19 protein-coding genes, 1 pseudogene and 1 riboswitch are annotated in these 22,060 nt (G+C 71.5%); of the genes and pseudogenes, 16 read left to right on the top strand and 4 right to left on the bottom strand.

Annotated features, from left to right (window positions below):
• Window positions 1–80: 80 nt before the first annotated feature.
• Window positions 81–455: a type II toxin-antitoxin system VapC family toxin gene (locus tag HED23_RS31475; RefSeq protein WP_203186710.1), complete on the bottom strand. Its 375-nt coding sequence runs from the start codon at window positions 453–455 to the stop codon at window positions 81–83.
• Entirely contained in the window at window positions 452–697 is a 246-nt protein-coding gene (locus tag HED23_RS31470) for a type II toxin-antitoxin system Phd/YefM family antitoxin (RefSeq protein ID WP_203186709.1), read from the bottom strand. Before HED23_RS31470 ends, HED23_RS31475 begins: the two co-directional genes overlap by 4 nt.
• Before the next feature lie 181 nt (window positions 698–878).
• On the opposite strand from HED23_RS31470, the gene mfd reads away from it, so the two are divergent.
• The 4 genes from mfd (at window position 879) to HED23_RS31450 (ending at window position 6,781) form a co-directional block, all read left to right on the top strand.
• Window positions 879–4,409 (top strand): transcription-repair coupling factor, encoded by a 3,531-nt coding sequence (mfd, locus tag HED23_RS31465; RefSeq protein WP_203186708.1) that lies wholly within the window; start codon window positions 879–881, stop codon window positions 4,407–4,409.
• 475 nt (window positions 4,410–4,884) lie between these two features.
• Window positions 4,885–5,622 carry an HNH endonuclease family protein gene (locus tag HED23_RS31460; RefSeq protein ID WP_238442185.1) on the top strand — a complete coding sequence of 246 codons (738 nt, stop codon included), beginning with the start codon at window positions 4,885–4,887 and terminating at the stop codon, window positions 5,620–5,622.
• 34 nt (window positions 5,623–5,656) lie between these two features.
• On the top strand, window positions 5,657–5,983 hold the full coding sequence (locus HED23_RS31455) for a hypothetical protein (protein ID WP_203186707.1): 327 nt from the start codon (window positions 5,657–5,659) through the stop codon (window positions 5,981–5,983).
• Window positions 5,984–6,031: 48 nt separating this feature from the next.
• Window positions 6,032–6,781, top strand: a complete 750-nt coding sequence (locus HED23_RS31450) for an N-acetyltransferase (protein WP_203186706.1) — start codon at window positions 6,032–6,034, stop codon at window positions 6,779–6,781.
• Between the two features lie 250 nt (window positions 6,782–7,031).
• Here HED23_RS31450 and HED23_RS31445 read toward each other — a convergent pair whose 3' ends face one another.
• A complete protein-coding gene (locus HED23_RS31445) occupies window positions 7,032–7,844 on the bottom strand; it encodes a DUF4352 domain-containing protein (protein WP_203186705.1) in 813 nt (270 codons plus the stop codon).
• Window positions 7,845–8,043: 199 nt separating this feature from the next.
• Here HED23_RS31445 and HED23_RS31440 point away from each other — a divergent pair, with 199 nt between their 5' ends.
• From HED23_RS31440 to HED23_RS31385, 12 genes are all read left to right on the top strand, one after another.
• Window positions 8,044–10,149 carry an N-6 DNA methylase gene (locus tag HED23_RS31440; RefSeq protein ID WP_203186704.1) on the top strand — a complete coding sequence of 702 codons (2,106 nt, stop codon included), beginning with the start codon at window positions 8,044–8,046 and terminating at the stop codon, window positions 10,147–10,149.
• Window positions 10,150–10,248: 99 nt separating this feature from the next.
• Window positions 10,249–10,923 (top strand): hypothetical protein, encoded by a 675-nt coding sequence (locus HED23_RS31435; RefSeq protein ID WP_203186703.1) that lies wholly within the window; start codon window positions 10,249–10,251, stop codon window positions 10,921–10,923.
• Window positions 10,920–12,476, top strand: a complete 1,557-nt coding sequence (locus HED23_RS31430; protein WP_203186702.1) for a serine/threonine-protein kinase — start codon at window positions 10,920–10,922, stop codon at window positions 12,474–12,476. Before HED23_RS31435 ends, HED23_RS31430 begins: the two co-directional genes overlap by 4 nt.
• A 170-nt stretch (window positions 12,477–12,646) precedes the next feature.
• Window positions 12,647–13,303: a SurA N-terminal domain-containing protein gene (locus HED23_RS31425; protein WP_203186701.1), complete on the top strand. Its 657-nt coding sequence runs from the start codon at window positions 12,647–12,649 to the stop codon at window positions 13,301–13,303.
• A gap of 29 nt (window positions 13,304–13,332) precedes the next feature.
• Window positions 13,333–14,319: a nucleoside triphosphate pyrophosphohydrolase gene (locus HED23_RS31420; protein WP_203186700.1), complete on the top strand. Its 987-nt coding sequence runs from the start codon at window positions 13,333–13,335 to the stop codon at window positions 14,317–14,319.
• Window positions 14,316–15,611 carry a cytochrome P450 family protein gene (locus tag HED23_RS31415; protein WP_203186699.1) on the top strand — a complete coding sequence of 432 codons (1,296 nt, stop codon included), beginning with the start codon at window positions 14,316–14,318 and terminating at the stop codon, window positions 15,609–15,611. The genes HED23_RS31420 and HED23_RS31415 overlap by 4 nt, the downstream gene beginning before the upstream one ends.
• A gap of 105 nt (window positions 15,612–15,716) precedes the next feature.
• Entirely contained in the window at window positions 15,717–16,730 is a 1,014-nt protein-coding gene (locus tag HED23_RS31410) for a transglycosylase family protein (RefSeq protein WP_203186698.1), read from the top strand.
• Window positions 16,731–17,020: 290 nt separating this feature from the next.
• Window positions 17,021–17,192, top strand: a riboswitch (cyclic di-AMP (ydaO/yuaA leader).
• Window positions 17,193–17,885 carry a transglycosylase family protein gene (locus HED23_RS31405; RefSeq protein WP_203186697.1) on the top strand — a complete coding sequence of 231 codons (693 nt, stop codon included), beginning with the start codon at window positions 17,193–17,195 and terminating at the stop codon, window positions 17,883–17,885.
• A gap of 315 nt (window positions 17,886–18,200) precedes the next feature.
• Window positions 18,201–19,487, top strand: a complete 1,287-nt coding sequence (gene eno / locus HED23_RS31400) for a phosphopyruvate hydratase (protein WP_014155837.1) — start codon at window positions 18,201–18,203, stop codon at window positions 19,485–19,487.
• 94 nt (window positions 19,488–19,581) lie between these two features.
• A complete protein-coding gene (locus HED23_RS31395; protein WP_203186696.1) occupies window positions 19,582–20,052 on the top strand; it encodes an FtsB family cell division protein in 471 nt (156 codons plus the stop codon).
• A gap of 102 nt (window positions 20,053–20,154) precedes the next feature.
• Window positions 20,155–20,697, top strand: coding sequence for a DUF501 domain-containing protein (locus tag HED23_RS31390; RefSeq protein ID WP_203187718.1), 543 nt, complete (start codon window positions 20,155–20,157; stop codon window positions 20,695–20,697).
• Window positions 20,698–20,731: 34 nt separating this feature from the next.
• Entirely contained in the window at window positions 20,732–21,688 is a 957-nt protein-coding gene (locus tag HED23_RS31385; RefSeq protein ID WP_203186695.1) for a Ppx/GppA phosphatase family protein, read from the top strand.
• A 56-nt stretch (window positions 21,689–21,744) separates the two neighbouring features.
• Here HED23_RS31385 and HED23_RS31380 read toward each other — a convergent pair.
• Window positions 21,745–21,912, bottom strand: a pseudogene (locus tag HED23_RS31380) (prevent-host-death protein); the annotation flags it as partial.
• Window positions 21,913–22,060: the final 148 nt, after the last annotated feature.

The following is a 22,060-nucleotide window of genomic DNA, read 5'->3' as shown; positions in this document are numbered from 1 at the left end:
CGCCGGACGTAGCATGACTGATCCGGCCCCGGGGCGTTCCTCCAGACGCCCCGGGGCCGGATCGCGTCGTCGTCGCCCCGTCAGGCGTGCATGACCGGTACGTCGTACTGGGGAATCCACTTGTCGCGGGTGACGATCGTCAGCCCCTCGGTCTGGGCCTGGGCGACGAGGATGCGGTCGAAGGGGTCGCGGTGGAGCGGGGGGAGACGGCCGGCCTTGACGCCGTGCTCCGCGGTGATCGGCAGGGGCCTGAACTGCATGTCCCTGGCTCGTTCGGCGAGATCCCCGGCGCCCTTCAGCTTCCCGAGGTTCTGTTTGATCGCGATCTCCCACGGTGTCGCCGCGCTGACAAGGACCTCGGGCTCGGTGCGCAGGAGGTCCCGGACGTCATCGGGAAGTTCCGGCGAGGCGTCCAGCCACCACAGGACGACGTGCGTGTCGAGCAGGAGCCTCATCCGCGCATCCCGAAGGCTTCGGCGATGTCATCCGGAAGTTCGTCGAAGTCCTCCGGGATGTGGATCTGTCCCCGGAGCGAGCCGTAGTCGGTCCGGTTGACCTTGGACCGGAGGGGCACGACCTTCGCGATGGGCTCGCCCGCCCGGCTGATCACGACCTCCTCACCGGTCTCGACCTGTTGCAGTATCCGGGAGAAGTGGGTCTTCGCCTCGTGCACGTTGTACTGCCGGGCTGCTTCCATGACGCCTCGCTCGGGCCAGATGCGGACTAGCTACCGGACTAAGGCTAGCCCCGCTGCCGCCGTACGGACAACGGCGTTCCCTCGCGCGAGTGACACACCGGCGTCGTACGCTGGACACCCCGGCCCGTCCCACGTGTCGGGTCCTTCGCGTTGCTCACTCGCCACACCGGACGGAACCTTCATGAGCCTGCACGGTCTGCTGGACGTCGTCGTCACCGACCCGGCGCTCTCCGAGGCGGTGAAGGCCGCCGCCGACGGCCACCGGGCCCATGTCGACCTGGTCGGCCCGCCCGCCGCGCGTCCCTTCGCCGTGGCCGCGCTGGCACGTGAGGCCGGGCGTACCGTGCTCGCCGTCACCGCGACGGGCCGCGAGGCCGAGGACCTGGCGGCGGCGCTGCGGACCCTGCTGCCGCCCGACACCGTGGCGGAGTTCCCCTCCTGGGAGACCCTGCCCCACGAGCGGCTCTCGCCCCGCTCGGACACCGTGGGCCGCCGCCTCGCCGTGCTGCGCAGGCTCGCTCACCCCCGGCAGGACGACCCGGAGACCGGGCCGGTCTCCGTCGTCGTCGCCCCGGTCCGTTCCGTGCTCCAGCCGCAGGTCAAGGGCCTCGGTGACCTGGAGCCCGTCGCTCTGAGCAGCGGGCGGACCGCGGATCTGGGTGAGGTCGTGGACGCGCTCGCGGCAGCGGCGTACGCGCGTGTCGAGCTGGTCGAGAAGCGTGGCGAGTTCGCTGTGCGCGGCGGGATCCTGGACGTCTTCCCGCCGACCGAGGAGCACCCCCTCCGGGTGGAGTTCTGGGGCGACGACGTAGAGGAGATCCGCTACTTCAAGATCGCCGACCAGCGGTCCCTGGAGGTCGCCGAGCACGGGCTGTGGGCCCCGCCCTGCCGTGAGCTGCTGCTCACCGAGGACGTGCGCACCCGGGCGGCGGCTCTCGCCGAGGAGCACCCGGAGCTGGGCGAGCTGCTCGGGAAGATCGCCGAGGGGATCGCCGTCGAGGGCATGGAGTCCCTGGCCCCCGTGCTCGTCGACGAGATGGAGCTGCTGCTGGACGTCCTGCCGAAGGGCTCCATGGCGCTGGTCTGCGACCCGGAGCGGGTGCGCACCCGGGCGGCGGACCTCGTCGCGACGAGCCAGGAGTTCCTCCACGCGTCCTGGGCGGCCACGGCGGGCGGGGGAGAGGCCCCGATCGACGTCGGCGCGGCCTCCCTGTGGGGCATCGCCGACGTCCGGGAGCGGGCCCGTGAGCTGGGCATGATGTGGTGGTCCACCTCCCCGTTCGCCGCCGACGAGGACCTTGACGGGGACACCCTGAAGCTCGGGATGCACGCCCCGGAGGCCTACCGCGGTGACACCGCCCGGGCGCTCGCCGACACCAAGGGGTGGCTCGCCGACGGCTGGCGCACGGTGTACGTCACCGAGGGGCAGGGCCCCGCCTCCCGCACGGTCGAGGTGCTGGGCGGCGAGGGCATCCCGGCCCGCCTCGACCAGCACCTGGCCGAGATCACGCCGTCGCTCGTCCACGTGTCGTGCGGAGCCATCGACAACGGCTTCGTCGACCCGGCGCTGAAGCTGGCCGTGCTGACCGAGACGGATCTGACCGGGCAGCGCACGGCCAGCAAGGACCTGGGGCGGATGCCCGCCCGCCGCCGCAAGTCCGTCGACCCGCTGACCCTGCAGGCGGGCGACTACATCGTCCACGAGCAGCACGGTGTCGGCCGCTACATCGAGATGGTCCAGCGCGCCGTGCAGGGCGCGACCCGTGAGTACCTCCTCGTCGAGTACGCCCCCGCCAAGCGCGGCCAGCCCGGGGACCGGCTCTACATCCCCACCGACCAGCTGGAGCAGGTCACCAAGTACGTCGGCGGCGAGGCCCCGACCCTGCACCGGCTCGGCGGCGCCGACTGGACGAAGACGAAGCAGCGCGCCAAGAAGGCGGTCAAGGAGATCGCCGCCGACCTGATCAAGCTGTACTCGGCGCGGATGGCCGCTCCCGGCCACGCCTTCGGAGCGGACACCCCGTGGCAGCGCGAACTGGAGGACGCCTTCCCGTACGCGGAGACGCCCGACCAGCTGTCCACGATCGCCGAGGTCAAGGAGGACATGGAGAAGTCGGTCCCCATGGACCGGCTGATCTGTGGCGACGTCGGCTACGGCAAGACGGAGATCGCGGTGCGGGCGGCCTTCAAAGCGGTCCAGGACGGCAAGCAGGTCGCGGTGCTCGTGCCGACGACGCTCCTGGTCCAGCAGCACTTCGGCACCTTCACCGAGCGGTACGCCCAGTTCCCCGTCAATGTGCGGGCGCTGAGCCGCTTCCAGTCGGACACCGAGTCGAAGGCGACGCTGGAGGGGCTGAAGGACGGGTCCGTGGACCTGGTCATCGGCACGCACCGGCTGTTCTCGTCGGAGACGAAGTTCAAGGACCTGGGCCTGGTCATCGTCGACGAGGAGCAGCGCTTCGGCGTGGAGCACAAGGAGCAGCTGAAGAAGCTCCGCGCCAACGTGGACGTGCTCACGATGTCGGCGACGCCCATCCCCCGTACGCTCGAGATGGCCGTCACGGGCATCCGCGAGATGTCGACGATCACGACGCCCCCCGAGGAGCGGCACCCGGTCCTCACCTTCGTCGGGCCTTACGAGGAGAAGCAGATCGGCGCGGCCGTGCGGCGTGAACTGCTGCGCGAGGGCCAGGTCTTCTACATCCACAACCGGGTCGAGTCGATCGACCGGGCGGCCGCGCGGCTGCGTGAGATCGTGCCCGAGGCGAGGATCGCGACGGCGCACGGGCAGATGGGGGAGAGCCAGCTGGAGCAGGTCGTCGTCGACTTCTGGGAGAAGAGGTTCGACGTCCTGGTCTCCACGACGATCGTCGAGTCAGGCATCGACATCTCCAACGCCAACACGCTGATCGTGGAGCGCGGCGACAACTTCGGTCTGTCCCAGCTGCACCAGTTGCGAGGCCGTGTCGGCCGTGGCCGGGACCGGGGTTACTCCTACTTCCTGTATCCGCCGGAGAAGCCGCTGACGGAGACCGCGCACGAGCGTCTGGCGACGATCGCCCAGCACACCGAGATGGGTGCGGGCATGTACGTGGCGATGAAGGACCTGGAGATCCGTGGCGCGGGGAACCTGCTCGGCGGTGAGCAGTCCGGGCACATCGCGGGGGTCGGCTTCGACCTGTACATCCGGATGGTCGGTGAGGCGGTGGCGGACTACCGTGCGGCGGTGGACGGCGGGGTCGAGGAGGAGCCGCCGCTGGAGGTCAAGATCGAGCTGCCGGTCGACGCGCACGTCCCGCACGACTACGCCCCGGGGGAGCGGCTGCGACTCCAGGCGTACCGCGCCATCGCCTCCGCGAACTCGGAGGACGACATCCGGGCGGTGCGCGAGGAGCTCACCGACCGGTACGGCAAGCTGCCGGAGCCGGTGGAGAACCTCCTGCTGGTGGCTGGCCTGCGGATGCTGGCCCGGGCCTGCGGGGTGGGTGAGATCGTGCTGCAGGGGCCGAACATCCGCTTCGCGCCGGTGGAGCTGAGGGAGTCGCAGGAGCTGCGGCTGAAGCGGCTGCACCCCAAGACGATCTTCAAGCCGGCCACGCGCCAGATCCTGGTGCCCCGGCCGACCGCGGGCCGGATCGGCGGGAAGCCGGTGGTGGGGCGCGAGCTCCTCTCGTGGACCGGAGAGTTCCTCACGACGATTCTGGGTTCGTAGCTCCCGAACCCGGGAGAACAGGAGGCCGGCGAGGACGCGGAAGACGTCCTCGGGGTCCCTGTCCCCCACCGGCTCGTCGAGGTTTCCGCTGAGCGGCGTGGCGAAGCCGTGGGCGAGGGGCAAGGCCGCGACGCCCTCGAGCCGTTCGTCGCCGCCGCGGCGCCCGTCGGCCGGGCCGCTGACGCCGGCGCGCAGCGCGCCGGTGGTGCGGGTCCCGGCGGCGAGCAGGGCAGGCTCGTCGAGCTGCTGGGGCCGCTGTGGGGGCGAGGTCCTCGGTTGGGGCTCGCTGCCGTCCGGGACGACGCCGGGCATCGGCAGCGGCAGCGGTGCGAGGCCGCACGGCGGACGGCGTGCGGGTGGTGCCGAAGGCGCCTGAGGCGCTCCGCCCGCGCCGCGTCGCCCGGCGTCGTGTTCCGGCGGGGGCAGGGGACGCCGCCTTCACGGCCGGATCACCTCACGCCTAACCTGGTGCGCTGTGACCCCTCTTCGAGCCGTTCCCCATCGACACCGACTGCTCGCCTGCGCCACGTCGGCGCTGGTGGGCGCGTTGGCCCTGACCGGCTGCGAGGCTGTGGGCGGCCTCGGCGATCCCACGCCGGCCGGCACCTCCCCGGCTCCGGGCGGATCGGCGTTGCGGGCTGTCGAGGGCCTGACGGTGAAGGGCCGTGCGCCGAGAACCGGTTACGACCGGGACGAGTTCGGATCCGCCTGGGCGGACACCGACCGCAACGGGTGCGGCACCCGCGACGACGTCCTCGCCCACCAGCTGGACGACGTCTCCCGGGACGCCGACGGCTGCAAGGTGCTGAGCGGCGTCCTCGATCCCGACCCCTACACCGGGACCCGGATCGCTTTCGAACGCGGCCGCAGCAAGGTGGACATAGACCACCTCGTCGCCCTGTCCGACGCGTGGCAGAAGGGCGCCCAGCAGTGGAGCGACGGCAAACGCCGGGCCTTCGCGAACGACCCGCTCAATCTGGTGGCGGCCGACTCGTCCACCAACCGCCGCAAGGGGGACGGGGACACCGCGACCTGGCTGCCCCCCAACAAGGCGTACCGCTGTACGTACGTGGCGGGGCAGGTGTCGGTGAAGAGCAAGTACGGGCTCTGGGTGACGACGGCCGAGCGGGAGGCGATGCGTAAGGTGCTGTCCGCCTGCCCCGCCGAGAAGCTGCCCACGGGCGGAAGCCCGACCGAGGCTCCCACGCGTTGACGGCGCCCTTACCGGCTCTCCGCATACTGGGCGCATGTGGAAGTGGCGGCTGACGGCTGCGGGGATGAATCTGCTGCTCGGGGTTCCGGGCGTAGTGCCGATGTTCCTGGTCTGGTACTACCTGTCGAACGGGCCGCTCGCGGATGCAGGCTGGACCTCCCGTGAACCGACCGAGAACGACGGCATGCAGCTGTGGCTGCTGATCGTCGTGCCCGTGGTGGCGGTGTTCGGGATCATCTGGTGGCTCGCCAACGACTGGGTGCAGCGCCGGGCGGCGTTGTCGCCGGGGACGTACTGGACGGCCGGGGTGCTGCTCACGCTCTGGCCGGTGTGGGCGGCCGCCGTCGGTTCGGCCGCGTGAGCCCGGAAATGTGTTGGCCGGGCCCCGGGCGGTGCATACCGTGACCGCATGGACCTGAAGATCACGACGCTGGCCGAGCGGCCGCAGCTGGCCGGTGCGCTGGAGGAAATGCCCGACATCTGGCCCGAGTTCGTGCTGGAGGACCTGGTCGGCTGGGCCAACTTCCCTCGCATAGCCGCCGAGTTCCCCGAGTTCGTACTCGTCGCCACCGACCCCGAGGGCGCGGTGGTGGCACGGGGTTACAGCGTGCCCTTCGCCCTCGGCGCGCCGGGGCGGGGGAAGCTGCCGGAGGGCGGCTGGGACCAGGTGCTGTTGTGGGCCTTCTCCGACCTGAGGCACGGGCGGACTCCGGACACGGTCAGCGCGATCGAGATCGCGGTGACGACCGGGCGGCTCGGGCAGGGCATCTCCGGGCACATGGTGGCGGCGATGCGGGAGAACGCCCGGCGCCTCGGCTTCCAGGAACTCGTCGCCCCGGTCAGGCCGAGCGGCAAGCACGCCGAGGCCACGGCACCGATGGAGGAGTACGCCCGGCGCGTCCGGGAGGAGGACGGGCTGCCCTACGACCCCTGGCTGCGGGTCCACGTGCGGGCCGGCGGCGTCATCGAGGCGGTGGCGCCGGTGTCGATGACAGTGAGCGGATCCCTGGAGCAGTGGCGGAGGTGGACCGGGCTGCCTTTCGACACGGAGGGTTCCGTGGAAGTGCCGGGTGCCCTGGTGCCTGTCCACTGCTCGCCCGCACACGGTTACGCCGTCTATGTCGAGCCGAACGTCTGGGTGCGGCACCGGGCGGCGTGATGCCGTCCATGTCGGGCCGAACGTCTGGGTGCGGCACCGGGCGGCGTGACGCCTCAGGGCCGGCCCGCCCCTGAGGGGTGGCCGGCCCTGAGGGGCGGGATGCTGCGGCGCGGGCTCCCGCGCGTCCCCCGGGCCGGCGGAGGGACGCACCTGCCGGCCGAGGTGGGTCGCGCGGGCCGCAGGAGGGGCGCCGCGGTCTGCGGGGAGGCGTCGGGGAGCCGATGGAGGGGCGTGGCACGCGGCCCGTCCGTCAGAGCTTCAGGTCCCACTGGCTCGCGTCCCACTCGAAGCCGGGGCCGACCTCGACGGTCAGGTTCTTGGCGTCGGCCGGGACGTCGAAGGCGTACTTCGCCGTGACCTTCTTGCCCGGCAGGACGGTGCCGGTGAAGCCTTCGCCGACCGTGCCGTCGAAGATCTGCTCGGCGTTCACGCCGTCCTCGCCCGCTCGGGCGTCGACGCTCACGAGCGTGGCGTCGAACTTCTCCTTGCCATTGTTCTCGATGACGACCGAGACCGTGTAGGCGCTGTTGCCCTTGGTATGGCCGATCGCGAACTCGTCGGCGGTGTAGGAGGCCGGGTCGCCCACGGTGACCTCCAGGCCGTCGTCGTACGCCGCGGAGTCCCCTGCCGCCAGGGTCTCGCCCTTGCCCTCCGTTCCGCCGGCGGCCCCTCCGCCGGCGGCCGGCTTCGCGGAGGCCGAGGTGTCCTCGACCGCCTTGTTGATGTCGGTCACCACGTCGTCCACGGCCTTGAACGTCAGGACGGCCCCGACGACCGACAGGATCAGCGAGACCAGGCCGAGGACCGCGCCGAACGTCGTCACGCCCTTGTTCGTGGCCTCGCCGCGCTTGGCGCGGCCCCGCCCCGCGAGACCCAGGATCAGGGCGATGAGGCCGAGGATCCCCGCGAGCCAGAAGAAGAACGGGATCAGCCCCGAGACCGTCCCGATGATTCCGAGGACGAGGGCGGAGATGCCGAGGCCGTTGCGAGCGGGCCTGGTGCCCGGTGTCTGCGTGGGGGCGTACGGCTGCTGAGGCTGGTGCGGCTGCGTGTACTGGGACATGGCTGTGCCCTTCCGGTGAGGAACGCGAGAGTGTGAGCGGTCCGATGTGAAGCATCGGTGTGCGACGGGTCAATAGAAGCATCAGCTGTGAACCGAGTCAACAGAACAATCTCTGTGAACCGCTCTTGAGGGTGTGTCGGTATGCTCACCCACACACACCAGGCGAGACACCGACGTGCGTGGAACGGGAGACAGGCCAGTGCCGGACAATTCGACAGAGGTCACCGCGGCCGGAATCGCCAGGCTCGCGGGCGTGGGCCGCGCGGCCGTCAGCAACTGGCGCCGTCGGCACACCGACTTCCCGAAACCTGTCGGAGGCACCGAGGCCAGCCCGTCCTTCGCGCTGCCCGAGGTCGAACAATGGCTCCGCGACCAGGGGAAACTCGCCGAGGTGCCGCTGCGCGAGCGCGTCTGGCAACAGGTGGCGGGCCACCCCGACGGCGCCGTCACCGCGCTTGTCCACGCGGGGTGCGCGCTCCTGATCGTCCGGGACAGGCCCACCGCCTGGCTCGAGATCACCGCCGTCTCGGACACCCGGATGGCAGGTGTACTGCCGGGTGCGCTGGACCACGTACTCGCCGACCGCTTCGGAGCGCGGCGGGCAGTCCCCACCCCCACGGCGTCAGCCCTCCTGCCTTCCGTCCCCCTTCTGCGCGCCGTGGCCGAACTGGCCGCGGAGACCGGCGCCCGACAGGCCTTCGACTTCCTCTTCGGCCGCCAGCTGGACGCCAACCCGCGTCAGTACACGCTCACACCCCCCGGCCTCGCCGAGCTGATGGCCGACCTCGCACAGCCGGTGAGGGACGCCGCCCGGCAGAGCGGCAACAGGGGCTCGCTCTCGGTCCTCGACCCCGCCGCCGGGACCGGCGCCCTGCTGTGCGCCGTCGGCCGGCCCACGGCGCTCCACGCGCAGGAGGCCGATCCCGACCTGGCGGCGCTCACCGCGCTCCGTCTCGCCCTCGACTCCACGGGATGCGGGGCCGACGGGTCCACGCTCGCGGTACGGACCGGCGACACCCTGCGCGCCGACGCGTTCCCCGGGCTCACCGTGGACGCGGTGCTCTGCCACCCGCCGTTCAACGAGCGCAACTGGGGGCACGACGAACTGGCCTACGACCCACGCTGGGAGTACGGCCTCCCCGCCCGCACCGAGTCCGAACTCGCCTGGGTCCAGCACGCCCTCGCCCACCTCCGTGAAGGTGGCACCGCCGTGGTGCTCATGCCCCCGGCCGCCGCCTCCCGCCGGTCGGGACGCCGGATCCGCGCCGATCTGCTCCGCCGTGGCGCGCTCCGCGCCGTCATCGCTCTCCCGGCGGGCGCCGCACCCCCGTACGGCATCCCGCTCCACATCTGGGTCCTCCGCAAGCCGGGCGCCGAGCAGCCCCCGGCACCCGAACTCCTGGTCGTCGACGCGGCGGAACCCGAGACCGCCCCAGCCCCCTCCGGCCGTGACCGGCTGGACTGGCCGGCGGTGCGCGGCGCGGTGCTCGACGCATGGACCCCCTTCGACGCGCCGGGCCGCCGTGCGGCCGTCGAGGAGCGTCCGGGGACCAGCCGGGCCGTACCCGTCATCGAACTCCTCGACGACGACGTGGACCTTGCCCCCGCCCGCCATCTGCCCCCGGCGGCCGGCGGCGGGGCGGCCGAACTGGTCCGCGTACGGGAGCGGCTGCGGGAAACCCTGCAATTGACCGCCCGGATCACGCCGCCGCCGGCCGTCCCCTGTGAACCGGCCAGACGTCCCTTCACCACGGTCGGTGAACTGGCCCGTGCGGGCGCCCTGCACCTGCGGACCGGATCCGGCGCCGGCGGAGGCGAGGTGCCGGTCCTGACCGAGCACGACGTCATCGCGGGAACGGCCCCCAGCGGCACGCCCTCCATGTCCGCGGGAGCCCCCGAGGACGAACCGCTCCTCCTCGAGGCGGGGGACGTCATCGTGCCCGTGCTCGGCGGCGGTTCGGTCGCCAGGGTCGTCGACGACGCCACCGCCGGTGCCGCGCTCGGTAGGAACCTCCAGCTGCTGCGGCCCGACCCGGCCGCACTTGACCCCTGGTTCCTCGCCGGATTCCTGCGCGGCACCGCCAACAGCCGGCAGGCCAGCAGCTACGCCTCCACCGCGACCCGGCTCGACGCCCGCCGCCTCCAGGTGCCGCGCCTGCCGCTGGCCGAACAGCGGAAGTACGGTGAACAGTTCAGCGCCCTCGCGGCGTTCGAGGACGCGCTGCGCACGGCGGGGCGGCTCGGAGGGCAGTTGGTGCAGGGGATGTACGACGGGCTCACGGACGGTTCGGTCGCCCCGAAGTGACGTGAAGCACAACGGTTGTGCACAACCCGGGACCGGTTGTCCGTGTCGGTGTATACGCTCACTGCCATACGTCCGATCCACGCCCTCCGGGAGCAGCACATGCACGGCTACGGCTATCCGCCGGAGCAGCAGCCGAAGACCGGCCCCTCGTCGGCCACGCTGGTCACGCTGCGCGTGGTCTTCGTCGCGCTCGCCCTGCTGAGCTGCGGACTCCTCGCCTGGGCGGCCATGCTGCGGCTGGCGATCGTCACCCGCAAGCAGCGCGACTGGTGGCTGTTCGGCCTGGTGCTGGCGCTGAACACCGGACTCGTCGTGTACCTCGACGCGTTGCCCGACGAGGAGGAAGTGCTGACCGACGGGCAGGCGGTCATCACCCTGACCTGGATGCTGGTCGTCTTCGTCGGGACGGTCACCTACTACCTGTACGCGGAGATACGGCACTTCGATCCGTACCGAGGCCAACGGGGAGGGCCCGGCACCGGTCCGTACGCCGGACCCTACGCCGCCCGGTACCCGGGCGCGCCCTCGTACGCGGCGCAGCAGACCGTGACGGCGCCACCCGTGCCTTCGTACGGTTACCCGCCCGCGCCGCGGCAGAGCCCCACCCCCGTCCCCACGCCGCCCGCCCCGCCGCGGAACCCCGCCTCCACGCCGCCCCCCGCCGCCCCGCCGGCCGAAGCGCCGAGGGCGGCCGCGCCCCAGCGCCTCGACCAGGTGCGCGCCGAGCTCGACGAGCTGAGCGACTACCTCCGCAAGGAGGGTGACAGTCGGTGAACGGGCGTGTGATCGCCGGACGTTACGAGCTGGCGACCATTCTCGGCCAGGGCGGCATGGGGCAGGTCTGGACGGCGTACGACCAGCGGCTCGACCGCAGGGTCGCGGTGAAGCTCCTGCGCCCCGACCGGGTCGCGGGCCCCTCCGGCAGCGTGGCCGCCGACGACCTGCGCCGCCGGTTCGTCCGCGAGTGCCGGGTCACCGCGCAGGTCGACCACCCCGGGCTGGTCACCGTCCATGACGCGGGGAGCGACGGCGAGGACCTCTACCTCGTCATGCAGTACGTCGAGGGCGCCGACCTCGCCGACCACCTGGCAGAGCACGACCCCTATCCGTGGCCCTGGGCCGTGGCGGTCGCCGCCCAACTGTGCGCGGTGCTCTCAGCGGTGCACGCCGTGCCGATCGTCCACCGCGACCTCAAGCCGCGCAACGCGATGGTCAAGCCCGACGGCACCCTCACGGTGCTCGACCTGGGCATCGCCTCCGTCATGGACACCGACACCACCCGCCTGACACACACCGGCTCCCCGATCGGTTCCCCGGCCTACATGGCCCCCGAACAGGCGATGGGCGGGGCCGTGGGCCCGTACACCGACCTGTACGCACTCGGTGTGCTCCTCCACGAACTCCTCAGCGGTGACGTGCCGTTCGCCGGATCCACCGCCCTGGGCGTCCTGCACCGCCACCTCTACGAACCGCCCCTCCCGGTCCGTCATCTCAGGCCGGAGGTCCCCGAGGCGCTCGAAGCCCTCGTCCTGCGGCTGCTCTCCAAGGACCCGCAGCACCGCCCCGCCTCCGCCCAGGAGGTCTACGAGTCGCTGCGGCCCCTGCTGCCCGTCGGCGGCGCTCCCTCCGGCCCGCTCGACCCGACCCGCCCCTTCCTCCGCCCGCACGCGCCCTGGCCCGACCGGGCGGCCGTCCCGGCATCGGTACCCGTCCCCGCCCAGCAGGCGCCCCCCGCACCTCAGGAGCCGCCCTCCCGGCCGAACGTGGCACAGGCCGTCGACGACGTGAAGCGGCTGCTCGGCGAGGGCCGCATCACCCAGGCCGTCGACATCCTCGGGGGGATCCTGCCGGCCGCCGCCGCGGAGCACGGCGAACACTCACCGGTCGTACGGATCCTTCGCAAGCAGTACGCGGCGACGCTGATGGACGACGGCCAGTACCGCCGCGCCCTCCCGGAGCTCCGCAGGCTCGCCGACGACCGCGCGGCGGAGGCGGGGCCCGCCGACTCCCAGACCCTGCAGTTCCGTTACGACGCCGCGCAGTGCCTGGAGCAGCTCGGCGAGGCGGCCGCCGCCCTCGTCGAGTACCGGGCCGTCCTCCCCTACTACGAGAACGGCTACGCGACCTCCACGGGCCCCGGCCGGGCCTTCGACATCCGGCACCGGATCGGCCATCTCCTGCTCGGTGTGGGCGACCACACGGCGGGCCGCGCCCAACTTCAGGCCCTTCTCTACGACACGGAACGCGCCTACGGTCCCCACCACCCGCTCCCCACGGAGCTCCGCCGGCAGCTGACCCACCACCAGGACGTACGCGGTTCGAGATGAGGCGGACGACGGCCGCGAAAAGGGTGCCGACGGCGATTTCGTCCCCGACCCCACACTGACCGGTCCGGAAATCGTTGGTCGAAGCAGTGGCCCGAATCACGTCCACTGCCTAACATCGATCACCGCAAGGCTTTGTGCACTGATGCACAAACTCTCCCCGGGAGGCTCCTTTGCACCGCCGTCGTCGCACCGCGCTCGCACTCTCCGCCGCAACGCTCCTCGCGGCGCCGCTCCTGACCGCCTGCGGCAGCGAGGCCCATCCCGGTGCCGCGGCCGTGGTCGGCGGCGACCGGATCGACGTGGCCACGGTCCAGTCGCAGGCGGCCGACGTGCGCAGCGCGCAGCAGGAATCGGAACAGGCCGAGGAGGCGGTGACCAAGTCGGGTCAGCTGATCCGGGCCAAGCTGTCCGGTCTGATCCTCGGAAAGGTCCTGGACCGGGCCGCCGAGGACGCCGGGGTGAGCGTCAGCCGCAAGGAGGTCCAGCAGATCCGCAGTGCCTTCGCCGAGCAGTCCGGCGGGGACGAGGGGCTGCGGACACGGATGCTGGACCAGAGCTGGGTGGCGCCCGGCCAGATCGAGGAGACCCTGCGCACCGAGGTCCAGCTCCAGAAGCTGGCCCAGGCGCTCGGCGTCGACCTCCAGAGCCCCGAGGGCATGCAGGCCGTCGGGGAGGCACTCACCGAGGCGTCGAAGGCGCTGCACATCGACGTCAACCCGCGCTACGGCAGCTGGGACAACCAGAAGGTCCAGCTCAGCACCTACAAGGCGCCGTGGATCAACCAGGTCACCCCCGTGCGGGGCCAGGAGCCCGAGGCCGGCGCCTGACCCCGCCCGCCCGGGGGTAGGTTCGGGGCGTGAACGCTGAAGATCCCGGCCGTATCGTCCTGCTCACCGCCAGCCACCGGGTGGCTCCCGGCCTGTTGTCCTGGCCCGCCTGGCAGACGCTCCACGCCGCCGACCGGGTGCTGTGCGCAGAGCGGGACCACCCGCAGCTGCCGTACCTGGAGGAGGCAGGGGTCGCCGTCCAGCACGCCGCGCCCTCCGCCGAGGAGCTCGTGGACGACTGCGCGGGCGGCAGGACCGTGGTGGTGCTGGTGGGCGGCGAGGGCAATCAGCCGCTCACCGACGGCCTGGCCCGGCTCGGCGGCTCGGGCCGGGTGCAGATGCCGGACCTGGAGCTGCTGCCCGGTTCGTACGACCTGCCCGGCGCGCGGCTCCTGGATCTCGTCCAGGTCATGGACCGGATCCGGCTCGAATGCCCGTGGACCTCGCAGAAGACGCACGAGGGCCTCGCCAAGTACGCCATCGAGGAGGCGTACGAACTGGTCGAGGCCATCGAGGACGGCGACCGCGAGGAGCTGCGAGAGGAGCTCGGCGACGTACTGCTCCAGGTCGTCTTCCACGCGCGCATCGCGCAGGAGGACGAGGAGGAGCCGTTCGGCATCGACGACGTCGCGGCCACGATCGTCGAGAAGCTGATCCACCGCCACCCGCATGTGTTCGGTGACGAGACCGCCGAGACCCCGGAGGACGTCCACGCGCACTGGCTGCGGACGAAGGCGATCGAGAAGCAGCGCGCATCGGTCACCGACGGGGTGCCGCTCGGCCAGCCCGGTCTGGCGCTGGCGGCCAAGCTGGGCAGCAGGGTCCGTGCCGCGGGCCTCGGCACCGCGCTCCCCGAGGGCGACGGGGTCGGCTACCGGCTGCTGGCCCTCGCCGTACGGGCCGAACAGGACGGCATCGACCCGGAGGCCGCGCTGCGGGCCGCCGCCCGCGCCTACCGGGACGCGATCCGGGCGGCTGAAGGGCTCGGGACCGGTCCGGATAGCGTCGAGGAGTGAACGACAGCCCCGACACGCCCTCCGCGCCCGACGCAGCACCCGAACTCTTCACCTGGGAGTTCGCGACCGACCCCTACCCCGCCTACGCCTGGCTGCGCGAGCACAGCCCCGTGCACCGCACGTCGCTGCCCAGCGGTGTCGAGGCCTGGCTGGTGACCCGGTACGCCGACGCCCGGCAGGCCCTCGCCGACTCCCGGCTCTCCAAGAACCCGGCCCACCACGCGGGCTCCGCGAACGCCAAGGGCAAGACGGGCATCCCGGGGGAGCGCAAGGCGGAGCTGATGACGCATCTGCTGAACATCGACCCCCCGGACCACACCCGGCTGCGCCGGCTCGTGTCCAAGGCGTTCACCCCGCGCCGGGTCGCGGAGTTCGCACCGCGCGTGCAGGAGCTGACGGACCGCCTCATCGACACCTTCGTCGAGGAGGGGAAGGCGGACCTCATCCACGACTTCGCCTTCCCCCTTCCCATCTACGCGATCTGCGACCTGCTCGGTGTGCCGCGCGAGGACCAGGACGACTTCCGCGACTGGGCGGGCATGATGATCCGGCACGGCGGGGGGCCGCGGGGCGGGGTGGCCCGATCGGTCAAGAAGATGAGGGCCTACCTCGCCGAACTCATCCACCGCAAGAGGGAGGATCCCGGCGACGACCTGATCTCCGGGCTGATCCGGGCGAGCGACCACGGCGAGCACCTCAGCGAGAACGAGGCCGCCGCCATGGCGTTCATCCTCCTGTTCGCCGGCTTCGAGACCACGGTGAATCTCATCGGCAACGGCACCTATGCCCTGCTGCGCAACCCGCCCCAGCGTGAACGCCTCGAACGCTCGCTGGCGGCCGGCGAGACGGAGCTGCTCGCCACGGGCATGGAGGAGCTGCTGCGCTACGACGGGCCGGTGGAGCTCGCCACATGGCGCTACGCCACCGAACCCGTGACGCTGGGAGGGCAGGACATCGCGGCGGGGGACCCCGTTCTCGTGGTGCTGGCCGCCGCGGACCGGGACCCGGAGCGATTCCAGGATGCGGACACCCTGGATCTCGCGCGGAGTGACAATCAGCACCTCGGTTACGGGCACGGCATTCATTACTGCCTGGGGGCGCCACTGGCCCGGCTGGAAGGTCAGGTGGCCCTGGCGACCCTGCTGAGACGCCTCCCCGACCTGCGGCTCGCTGCGGAACCTGCCGATTTGCGCTGGCGCGGCGGGCTGATCATGCGTGGACTGCGCACCCTTCCCGTGGAGTTCACTCCGGGGCGCCCGGCCGGAAAAAGTGACAGCCTGTCAACTCTGTGACTTTCACGTGATCTCCGCTGCATCGACTTGTGACACACGTTCGAGTAGGGCTAGGTTCACCGTTCGACTCACCCGTCACATGTCAGTCACACGGAAGGCAATCCCATGGGCTCCGCGACCGGCAGACACCGTCGCCCTCGCCAGGCACCCGCCATCGTCGTCGCCGCAGGCGTCACAGGATCGGCCATCGCGATCCCGCTGCTCGGTGCGGGCGGCGCGCAAGCCGCCGAGGCGTCGACCTGGGACCGGGTCGCCGAATGCGAGAGCGGCGGCATGTGGAGTGCCGACCTCGGCAACGGCTACTACGGCGGCCTGCAGTTCTCGCAGGACACCTGGTCGGCCTACGGCGGCACGGCGTACGCGCCGCGTGCCGACCTCGCGAGCCGCTCGCAGCAGATAGCGGTCGCGGAGAAGATGCTGGACGACAAGGGCCCGCAGGCGTGGGCCAGCTGTGCGGTGATCTCCGGGCTCGCCCTGGACGGGACGCTGCCCGGCATCGACCCGGGCGGCGATCCGTCCGCCGAGCCCTCGGACACCGCGACACCGTCCGGGACCCCCTCTCCGGAGGCGTCGGACCCCGCGGACACGCAGGACGAAGCGGATGGCACCGGCGCGAAGGACAAGGCGAGCGGGAAAGCGTCCGGCGGCGCGGCGGACAAGGGCGACGAAGCGGGCGAGGCCGACGCGTCGCCGTCCGCCACCCCGTCCCCCGAGGCCTCGGACGCGTCGAAGGGTGACGGGGCGAAGGGCGGGAAGCACCGCGGCACGCCGGCCCCCGAGGCGAGTGCGGGAGCGGAGCTGGGTGAGGGGCGCGAGTCCGGCCGCCACGCGTCGCGCGGCGACTCCGAGGCGCGTCAGGGCGCGGAGGGGACGTACACCGTCCGCGAGGGCGACAACCTCTGGGCGATCGCCGACGCGCAGGAGCTCCCCGGCGGCTGGACCGCGCTCTACGAGGTCAACAAGGACGAACTGGGCACCGACCCCGACCTCATCCTTCCCGGCCAGAGCCTGGAACTCGGTCTCGGCCTCGGGGCGGACGCGAAGGGTGCCGACGCGAAGGGCGCGGACGCGAAGGGCGCGGACGCGAAGGGTGCCGACGCGGAGGCGGCGGCCAACTGATCAAAAGCGGGAAAACACCCCGAAATCAAGGGTAGTTCAGAGGCCTATGTCCACTTATGCGTAAGTGAGACATGGGTCTCTTTGCTTCAATTGGGGCGCCCTGTCCGTCCGGTCCGTCCAAATTGGCTCCGACCTGCGGAAACGATCCCCCATGCCGGACCGTTACGGGCTGATTAGCCGTTATGTCCATCTTTGAATGTGGGGGTTGCGTGTGATTACGGTCGGAGCCGCTCGCACCGCGGGCACCTTCGACCGTCACGCCGAATCCTGCCGTCGGCCGAAGGGGACCGACGCGTAAAGCGCCGTAGGCAGGAGCGGGGGACCCAGGTAAGCGCCGGACCCGGCCGTCGGAAGACGGGCGAAGGTACGGCTAGGGGTGAAGCCGTCCGCGAGTGCGGGCGACCGGGCAACTCACAGGCCCGAACCCGACAGCTCACCTCGTAGGCGTCGGTGAGGAGAACCATGCTGCTTTCCAGCAAGGGCAAGCACCGTCGCCCGTCCAAGGCCGTCCGTATCGCGACCCTGGCCGGTGTCACCGGTGCCGCCGTCGCCGTGCCGCTCATGGGCGCGACCGGCGCCTCTGCCGCCTCCGTCGACACCTGGGACGCCGTCGCCCAGTGCGAGTCCGGCGGCAACTGGTCCATCAACACCGGCAACGGCTACTACGGCGGCCTGCAGTTCTCGCAGTCCAGCTGGGCGGCAGCCGGCGGCACGCAGTACGCGGCCCGCGCCGACCTGGCCACCAAGGGCCAGCAGATAGCCGCCGCCGAGAAGCTCCTCGACCTCCAGGGCCCGGGCGCCTGGGCCTGCGCCGGTGCCGGCGGCCTGACGAACGACGGTGTGGACCCGGGCGTCGACACCGGCTCCGCGAAGAACGGTGACACGGCCCCGCAGGCCGCGCCGGAGCGCAAGGCCGAGCAGCCCACCACGCGCAGCGAGAAGCGCACGGCCCCCGAGAAGACCGTCACCACCCCGACCGGCGAGAAGGTCGAGAAGGGCGACGGCGAGTACAAGGTGAAGGCCGGCGACACCCTCAGCAAGATCGCCGACGCGAAGAAGGTCAAGGGCGGCTGGGAGAAGCTGTTCGAGCTGAACGACGACATCGTCGACGAGGCCGACCTGATCTTCCCGGGTCAGCAGCTCCACCTGAAGTAGTCGGAAGCGTTCCGGGGCCCTCCTCCGCCCCGGCGTCCCGGCCCGGCGCGCCGACCCCCCGCGCGCCGGGCCGGAGCCGCTTCCGGCACCCCTGGCGGGGCGCGGTCGCGGGCTCGCCGCAGCGCGAGCGTTCAATTCTTGTGGTTACTTGCCAGTAAAATTCTGGAGCTTTGCCCGGAATGCAGGTCCTTGGGTCCTTTTTCGTCCCACGGGACGGGCGGACGGCCGACGGAGCGGGCGGAGCCGGTTAGGCTCGTGGCGCAAGGCCACAGTGACCCTGCACAAACAGTGTCAGATCCCAGAAGGAGATGCCTCGTGCCGTCCATCGACGTCGTCGTAGCCAGGGAAATCCTCGACTCCCGGGGCAACCCCACGGTCGAGGTCGAGGTTGGCCTCGACGACGGCAGCACGGGACGTGCTGCTGTTCCGTCCGGCGCCTCCACCGGTGCGTTCGAGGCCATTGAGCTTCGCGACGGTGACCCCAACCGCTACCAGGGCAAGGGCGTCGAGAAGGCCGTCCTCGCCGTGATCGAGCAGATCGGCCCGGAGCTCGTCGGCTACGACGCCACCGAGCAGCGCCTCATCGACCAGGCGATGTTCGACCTGGACGCCACCGAGAACAAGGGCTCCCTCGGCGCCAACGCCATCCTCGGTGTCTCGCTGGCCGTGGCGCACGCCGCGTCCGAGGCCTCCGACCTCCCGCTCTTCCGCTACCTCGGCGGCCCGAACGCGCACCTGCTGCCCGTTCCGATGATGAACATCCTGAACGGCGGCTCGCACGCCGACTCCAACGTGGACATCCAGGAGTTCATGATCGCGCCGATCGGCGCCGAGTCCTTCTCCGAGGCCCTTCGCTGGGGCGCGGAGATCTACCACACGCTGAAGAAGGTCCTGAAGACCAAGGGCCTGTCCACCGGTCTCGGTGACGAGGGCGGCTTCGCCCCCAACCTCGAGTCCAACCGTGCCGCCCTCGACCTCATCCTCGAGGCCGTGAAGGAGGCCGGTTACGTCCCGGGACGCGACATCGCGCTCGCGCTCGACGTCGCCGCGTCCGAGTTCTACAAGGACGGCGTCTACGAGTTCGAGGGCAAGTCCCGCTCGGCCGCCGAGATGACCGAGTACTACGAGGAGCTCGTCTCCGCGTACCCGCTGGTCTCCATCGAGGACCCGCTGTACGAGGACGACTGGGCGGGCTGGAAGGTCATCACCGACAAGCTCGGCTCCAAGGTGCAGATCGTCGGTGACGACCTGTTCGTCACCAACCCCGAGCGTCTCGCCCGCGGCATCGAGGAGGGCTCGGCCAACGCCCTGCTCGTCAAGGTCAACCAGATCGGTTCGCTGACCGAGACCCTGGACGCCGTCGAGCTGGCCCAGCGCAACGGTTTCAAGTGCATGATGTCCCACCGCTCCGGTGAGACCGAGGACGTCACCATCGCCGACCTCGCGGTCGCGGTGAACTGCGGCCAGATCAAGACCGGCGCCCCGGCCCGTTCGGACCGCGTCGCCAAGTACAACCAGCTGCTGCGCATCGAGGAGATCCTCGACGACGCCGCGGTCTACGCCGGGCGTTCGGCGTTCCCGCGGTTCCGCTTCGAGGGCTGACAGCCCGAGTCCGGAGCACCAGCCTCCGTCCGTCCCCGCATCCGGTCCCGTACCGTGTGCGGGGACGGACGTGCGTAACGGGGAGGCGTGAGACATGGCCGGGAAGGACCGCGACCGGTTCTCCACCGCGACCAGGCTGCGACTGCTCGGGGAGCAGACGGCGGCCCGCGTCTACCGGTCCCAGAACCGGCGCCAGGCCCGCCGGTCCCGGCTCACGGGCCGGGCCGCGTTCCTCGCGCTGATCGTCTGCTCCCTGGTGGTCGCCCTCGCGTATCCCATGCGGCAGTACATCTCCCAGCGCGACCAGATCGCGGAACAGGAGAGGCTCTCGCAGGAGGCCCGCCAGCGGACCGAGGAGCTGCGCGACGAGAAGGCGCGGCTCAGGGACGACGCGTACATCCGCCGTCTCGCGCGCCAGCACCTCCACTACGTACTGCCCGGCGAGACCGCATACACGGTGGTCGATCCGGACGCGGCCGAGGTGCGCCGGGGCGAGCCGGGGTCGACGGGGCGGCCCTGGCACTCGAACCTCTGGGACGGCGTCGACAGCGCGGACCGCGAATGACCCCGCACCCGCACCGGGTTCGGTGAGCGTGCCGGGCCCTTCGCGCCGAGCCCTCTCCCCGCACCGATTCATACAGTCCGACCGATGACATTCAAGGCAGGCATGGACACGCCCCCTCCGCAGACCGAATCCACCACGCCCACCGATGCGGACATCGCCGCGTTCGAGCTCCAGCTCGGCCGGCCGCCGCGCGGGCTGCGTGCCATCGCGCACCGCTGTCCGTGCGGCAATCCGGACGTGGTCGAGACACAGCCCCGCCTGGAGGACGGCACGCCGTTCCCGACGACGTACTACCTGACCTGCCCGCGTGCCGCGTCCGCGATCGGCACGCTGGAGGCCAACGGGGTCATGAAGGAGATGACCGAGCGGCTCACCACCGACCCGGAGCTGGCCGCCGCCTACCGTGCCGCGCACGAGGACTACCTCGCGCGGCGCGACGCCATCGAGGTGCTGGAGGGCTTCCCGAGCGCGGGCGGCATGCCGGACCGGGTGAAGTGCCTCCACGTCCTGGTCGGCCACTCGCTGGCCGCCGGCCCCGGAGTGAACCCGCTGGGCGACGAGGCGATCGCGATGCTGCCGGAGTGGTGGGCGAAGGGGCCGTGCGTCACGCCGTGCGGCTCCGACGCCGGACCCGACGCGTCCTGACCCCGCGCGCTGCCCGAACAACCACAGGAGCCCCATGACCCGCGTTGCCGCCATCGACTGCGGTACCAACTCGATCCGCCTGCTCGTCGCGGACGTGGACCCCGCCACGGGGGACTTGACGGAGCTCGACCGCCGGATGCGGATCGTCCGGCTCGGCCAGGGCGTCGACCGGACCGGCCGGCTGGCCCCCGAGGCGCTGGAACGCACCTTCGACGCCTGCCGTGAGTACGCGGCTGTGATCAAGGAGCTGGGTGCGGACAAGCTCCGGTTCGTCGCCACGTCTGCCTCCCGTGACGCGGACAACAGCGACACGTTCGTACGGGGTGTCCTGGACATCCTGGGTGTCGAGCCCGAGGTGATCACGGGTGACCAGGAGGCGCAGCTCTCCTTCGACGGTGCCACCAAGGAGCTGGTGGGCGGCGACCACCTGGAGAAGCCGTATCTCGTCGTGGACATCGGCGGCGGCTCGACCGAGTTCGTCGTCGGTGACGACCGTGTCCGGGCCGCCCGGTCCGTGGACATCGGCTGCGTACGCATGACCGAGCGTCATCTCGTCCTGGACGGGGCCGTCGTGGATCCGGCCACGCCCGACCGTATCGCCGCGATCCGGTCGGACATCGATGCCGCTCTGGATCTGGCGGAGGAGACCGTGCCGGTCTCCTCGGCGGCGACACTCGTCGGCCTCGCGGGGACGGTCACCACCGTCGCCGCGATAGCGCTGGGGCTAGAGGAGTACGACTCCGAGGCGATCCATCACTCGCGGGTCTCCGTCGGGCAGGTCCGGGAGATCACCGGCCGGCTGCTGGCCTCGACGCACGCGGAGCGAGCGGCGATCCCCGCGATGCACCCGGGCCGGGTCGACGTGATCACGTCGGGGGCGCTCGTCCTGCTCGCGGTGATGGAGCGGACCGGGGCTCGTGAGGTCGTCGTCAGCGAGCACGACATCCTCGACGGCATCGCGCTCTCCGTGGCGGGCGAGTCGCGTTCGTAGCCGGCTGATGGACCGGAGCTGGCGTTGTGCCGCCGTGGTGAACCGGAGCGCGCCCTTCACGCCGCGCCCTCACCGCGCTCGCCGAACAGGTCCGCCGGTAGCCCGGCCGTCGGGACGGTGGGCCCGCCATCGGCGAGGACTGCTTCCGCCTCATGGGCCGGCATCACGTCGGCCGCCTCCTCCGGCGCCTCGGAGCCGGTGACCGGTACGACCGCGGCCACCGGTCATGAGGGCCGCAGGCGGGGTGGTCCCGACGGGATCGCCTGGTCGGCCGCCTGATCACAGTGCGGTGGCGGGTGCGGTGAGAAGTTGCTCAAACGCATTCCCGCCTGCACCTTTGAGCCTGCGAAGGCCTCTCCGGACCCGTTCGGA

Origin of the sequence: Streptomyces pratensis, from assembly GCF_016804005.1 — a bacterium.
Lineage (GTDB): Bacteria > Actinomycetota > Actinomycetes > Streptomycetales > Streptomycetaceae > Streptomyces > Streptomyces pratensis_A.
Note: the sequence above shows the minus strand (reverse complement) of the source record. Positions and strands in the feature narration are given on the sequence as shown.

Bases quoted from the DNA above. Each gene is read 5' to 3' on its own strand.
- HED23_RS31395 (WP_203186696.1), top strand. From the start codon at position 19,582: ATGGCCGGGAAGGACCGCGACCGGTTCTCCACCGCGACCAGGCTGCGA.
- mfd (WP_203186708.1), top strand. From the start codon at position 879: ATGAGCCTGCACGGTCTGCTGGACGTCGTCGTCACCGACCCGGCGCTC.
- HED23_RS31410 (WP_203186698.1), top strand. From the start codon at position 15,717: ATGGGCTCCGCGACCGGCAGACACCGTCGCCCTCGCCAGGCACCCGCC.
- HED23_RS31445 (WP_203186705.1), bottom strand. From the start codon at position 7,844: ATGTCCCAGTACACGCAGCCGCACCAGCCTCAGCAGCCGTACGCCCCC.
- HED23_RS31390 (WP_203187718.1), top strand. From the start codon at position 20,155: ATGGACACGCCCCCTCCGCAGACCGAATCCACCACGCCCACCGATGCG.
- HED23_RS31405 (WP_203186697.1), top strand. From the start codon at position 17,193: ATGCTGCTTTCCAGCAAGGGCAAGCACCGTCGCCCGTCCAAGGCCGTC.
- HED23_RS31470 (WP_203186709.1), bottom strand. From the start codon at position 697: ATGGAAGCAGCCCGGCAGTACAACGTGCACGAGGCGAAGACCCACTTC.
- HED23_RS31475 (WP_203186710.1), bottom strand. From the start codon at position 455: ATGAGGCTCCTGCTCGACACGCACGTCGTCCTGTGGTGGCTGGACGCC.
- HED23_RS31455 (WP_203186707.1), top strand. From the start codon at position 5,657: ATGTGGAAGTGGCGGCTGACGGCTGCGGGGATGAATCTGCTGCTCGGG.
- HED23_RS31435 (WP_203186703.1), top strand. From the start codon at position 10,249: ATGCACGGCTACGGCTATCCGCCGGAGCAGCAGCCGAAGACCGGCCCC.
- HED23_RS31385 (WP_203186695.1), top strand. From the start codon at position 20,732: ATGACCCGCGTTGCCGCCATCGACTGCGGTACCAACTCGATCCGCCTG.
- HED23_RS31450 (WP_203186706.1), top strand. From the start codon at position 6,032: ATGGACCTGAAGATCACGACGCTGGCCGAGCGGCCGCAGCTGGCCGGT.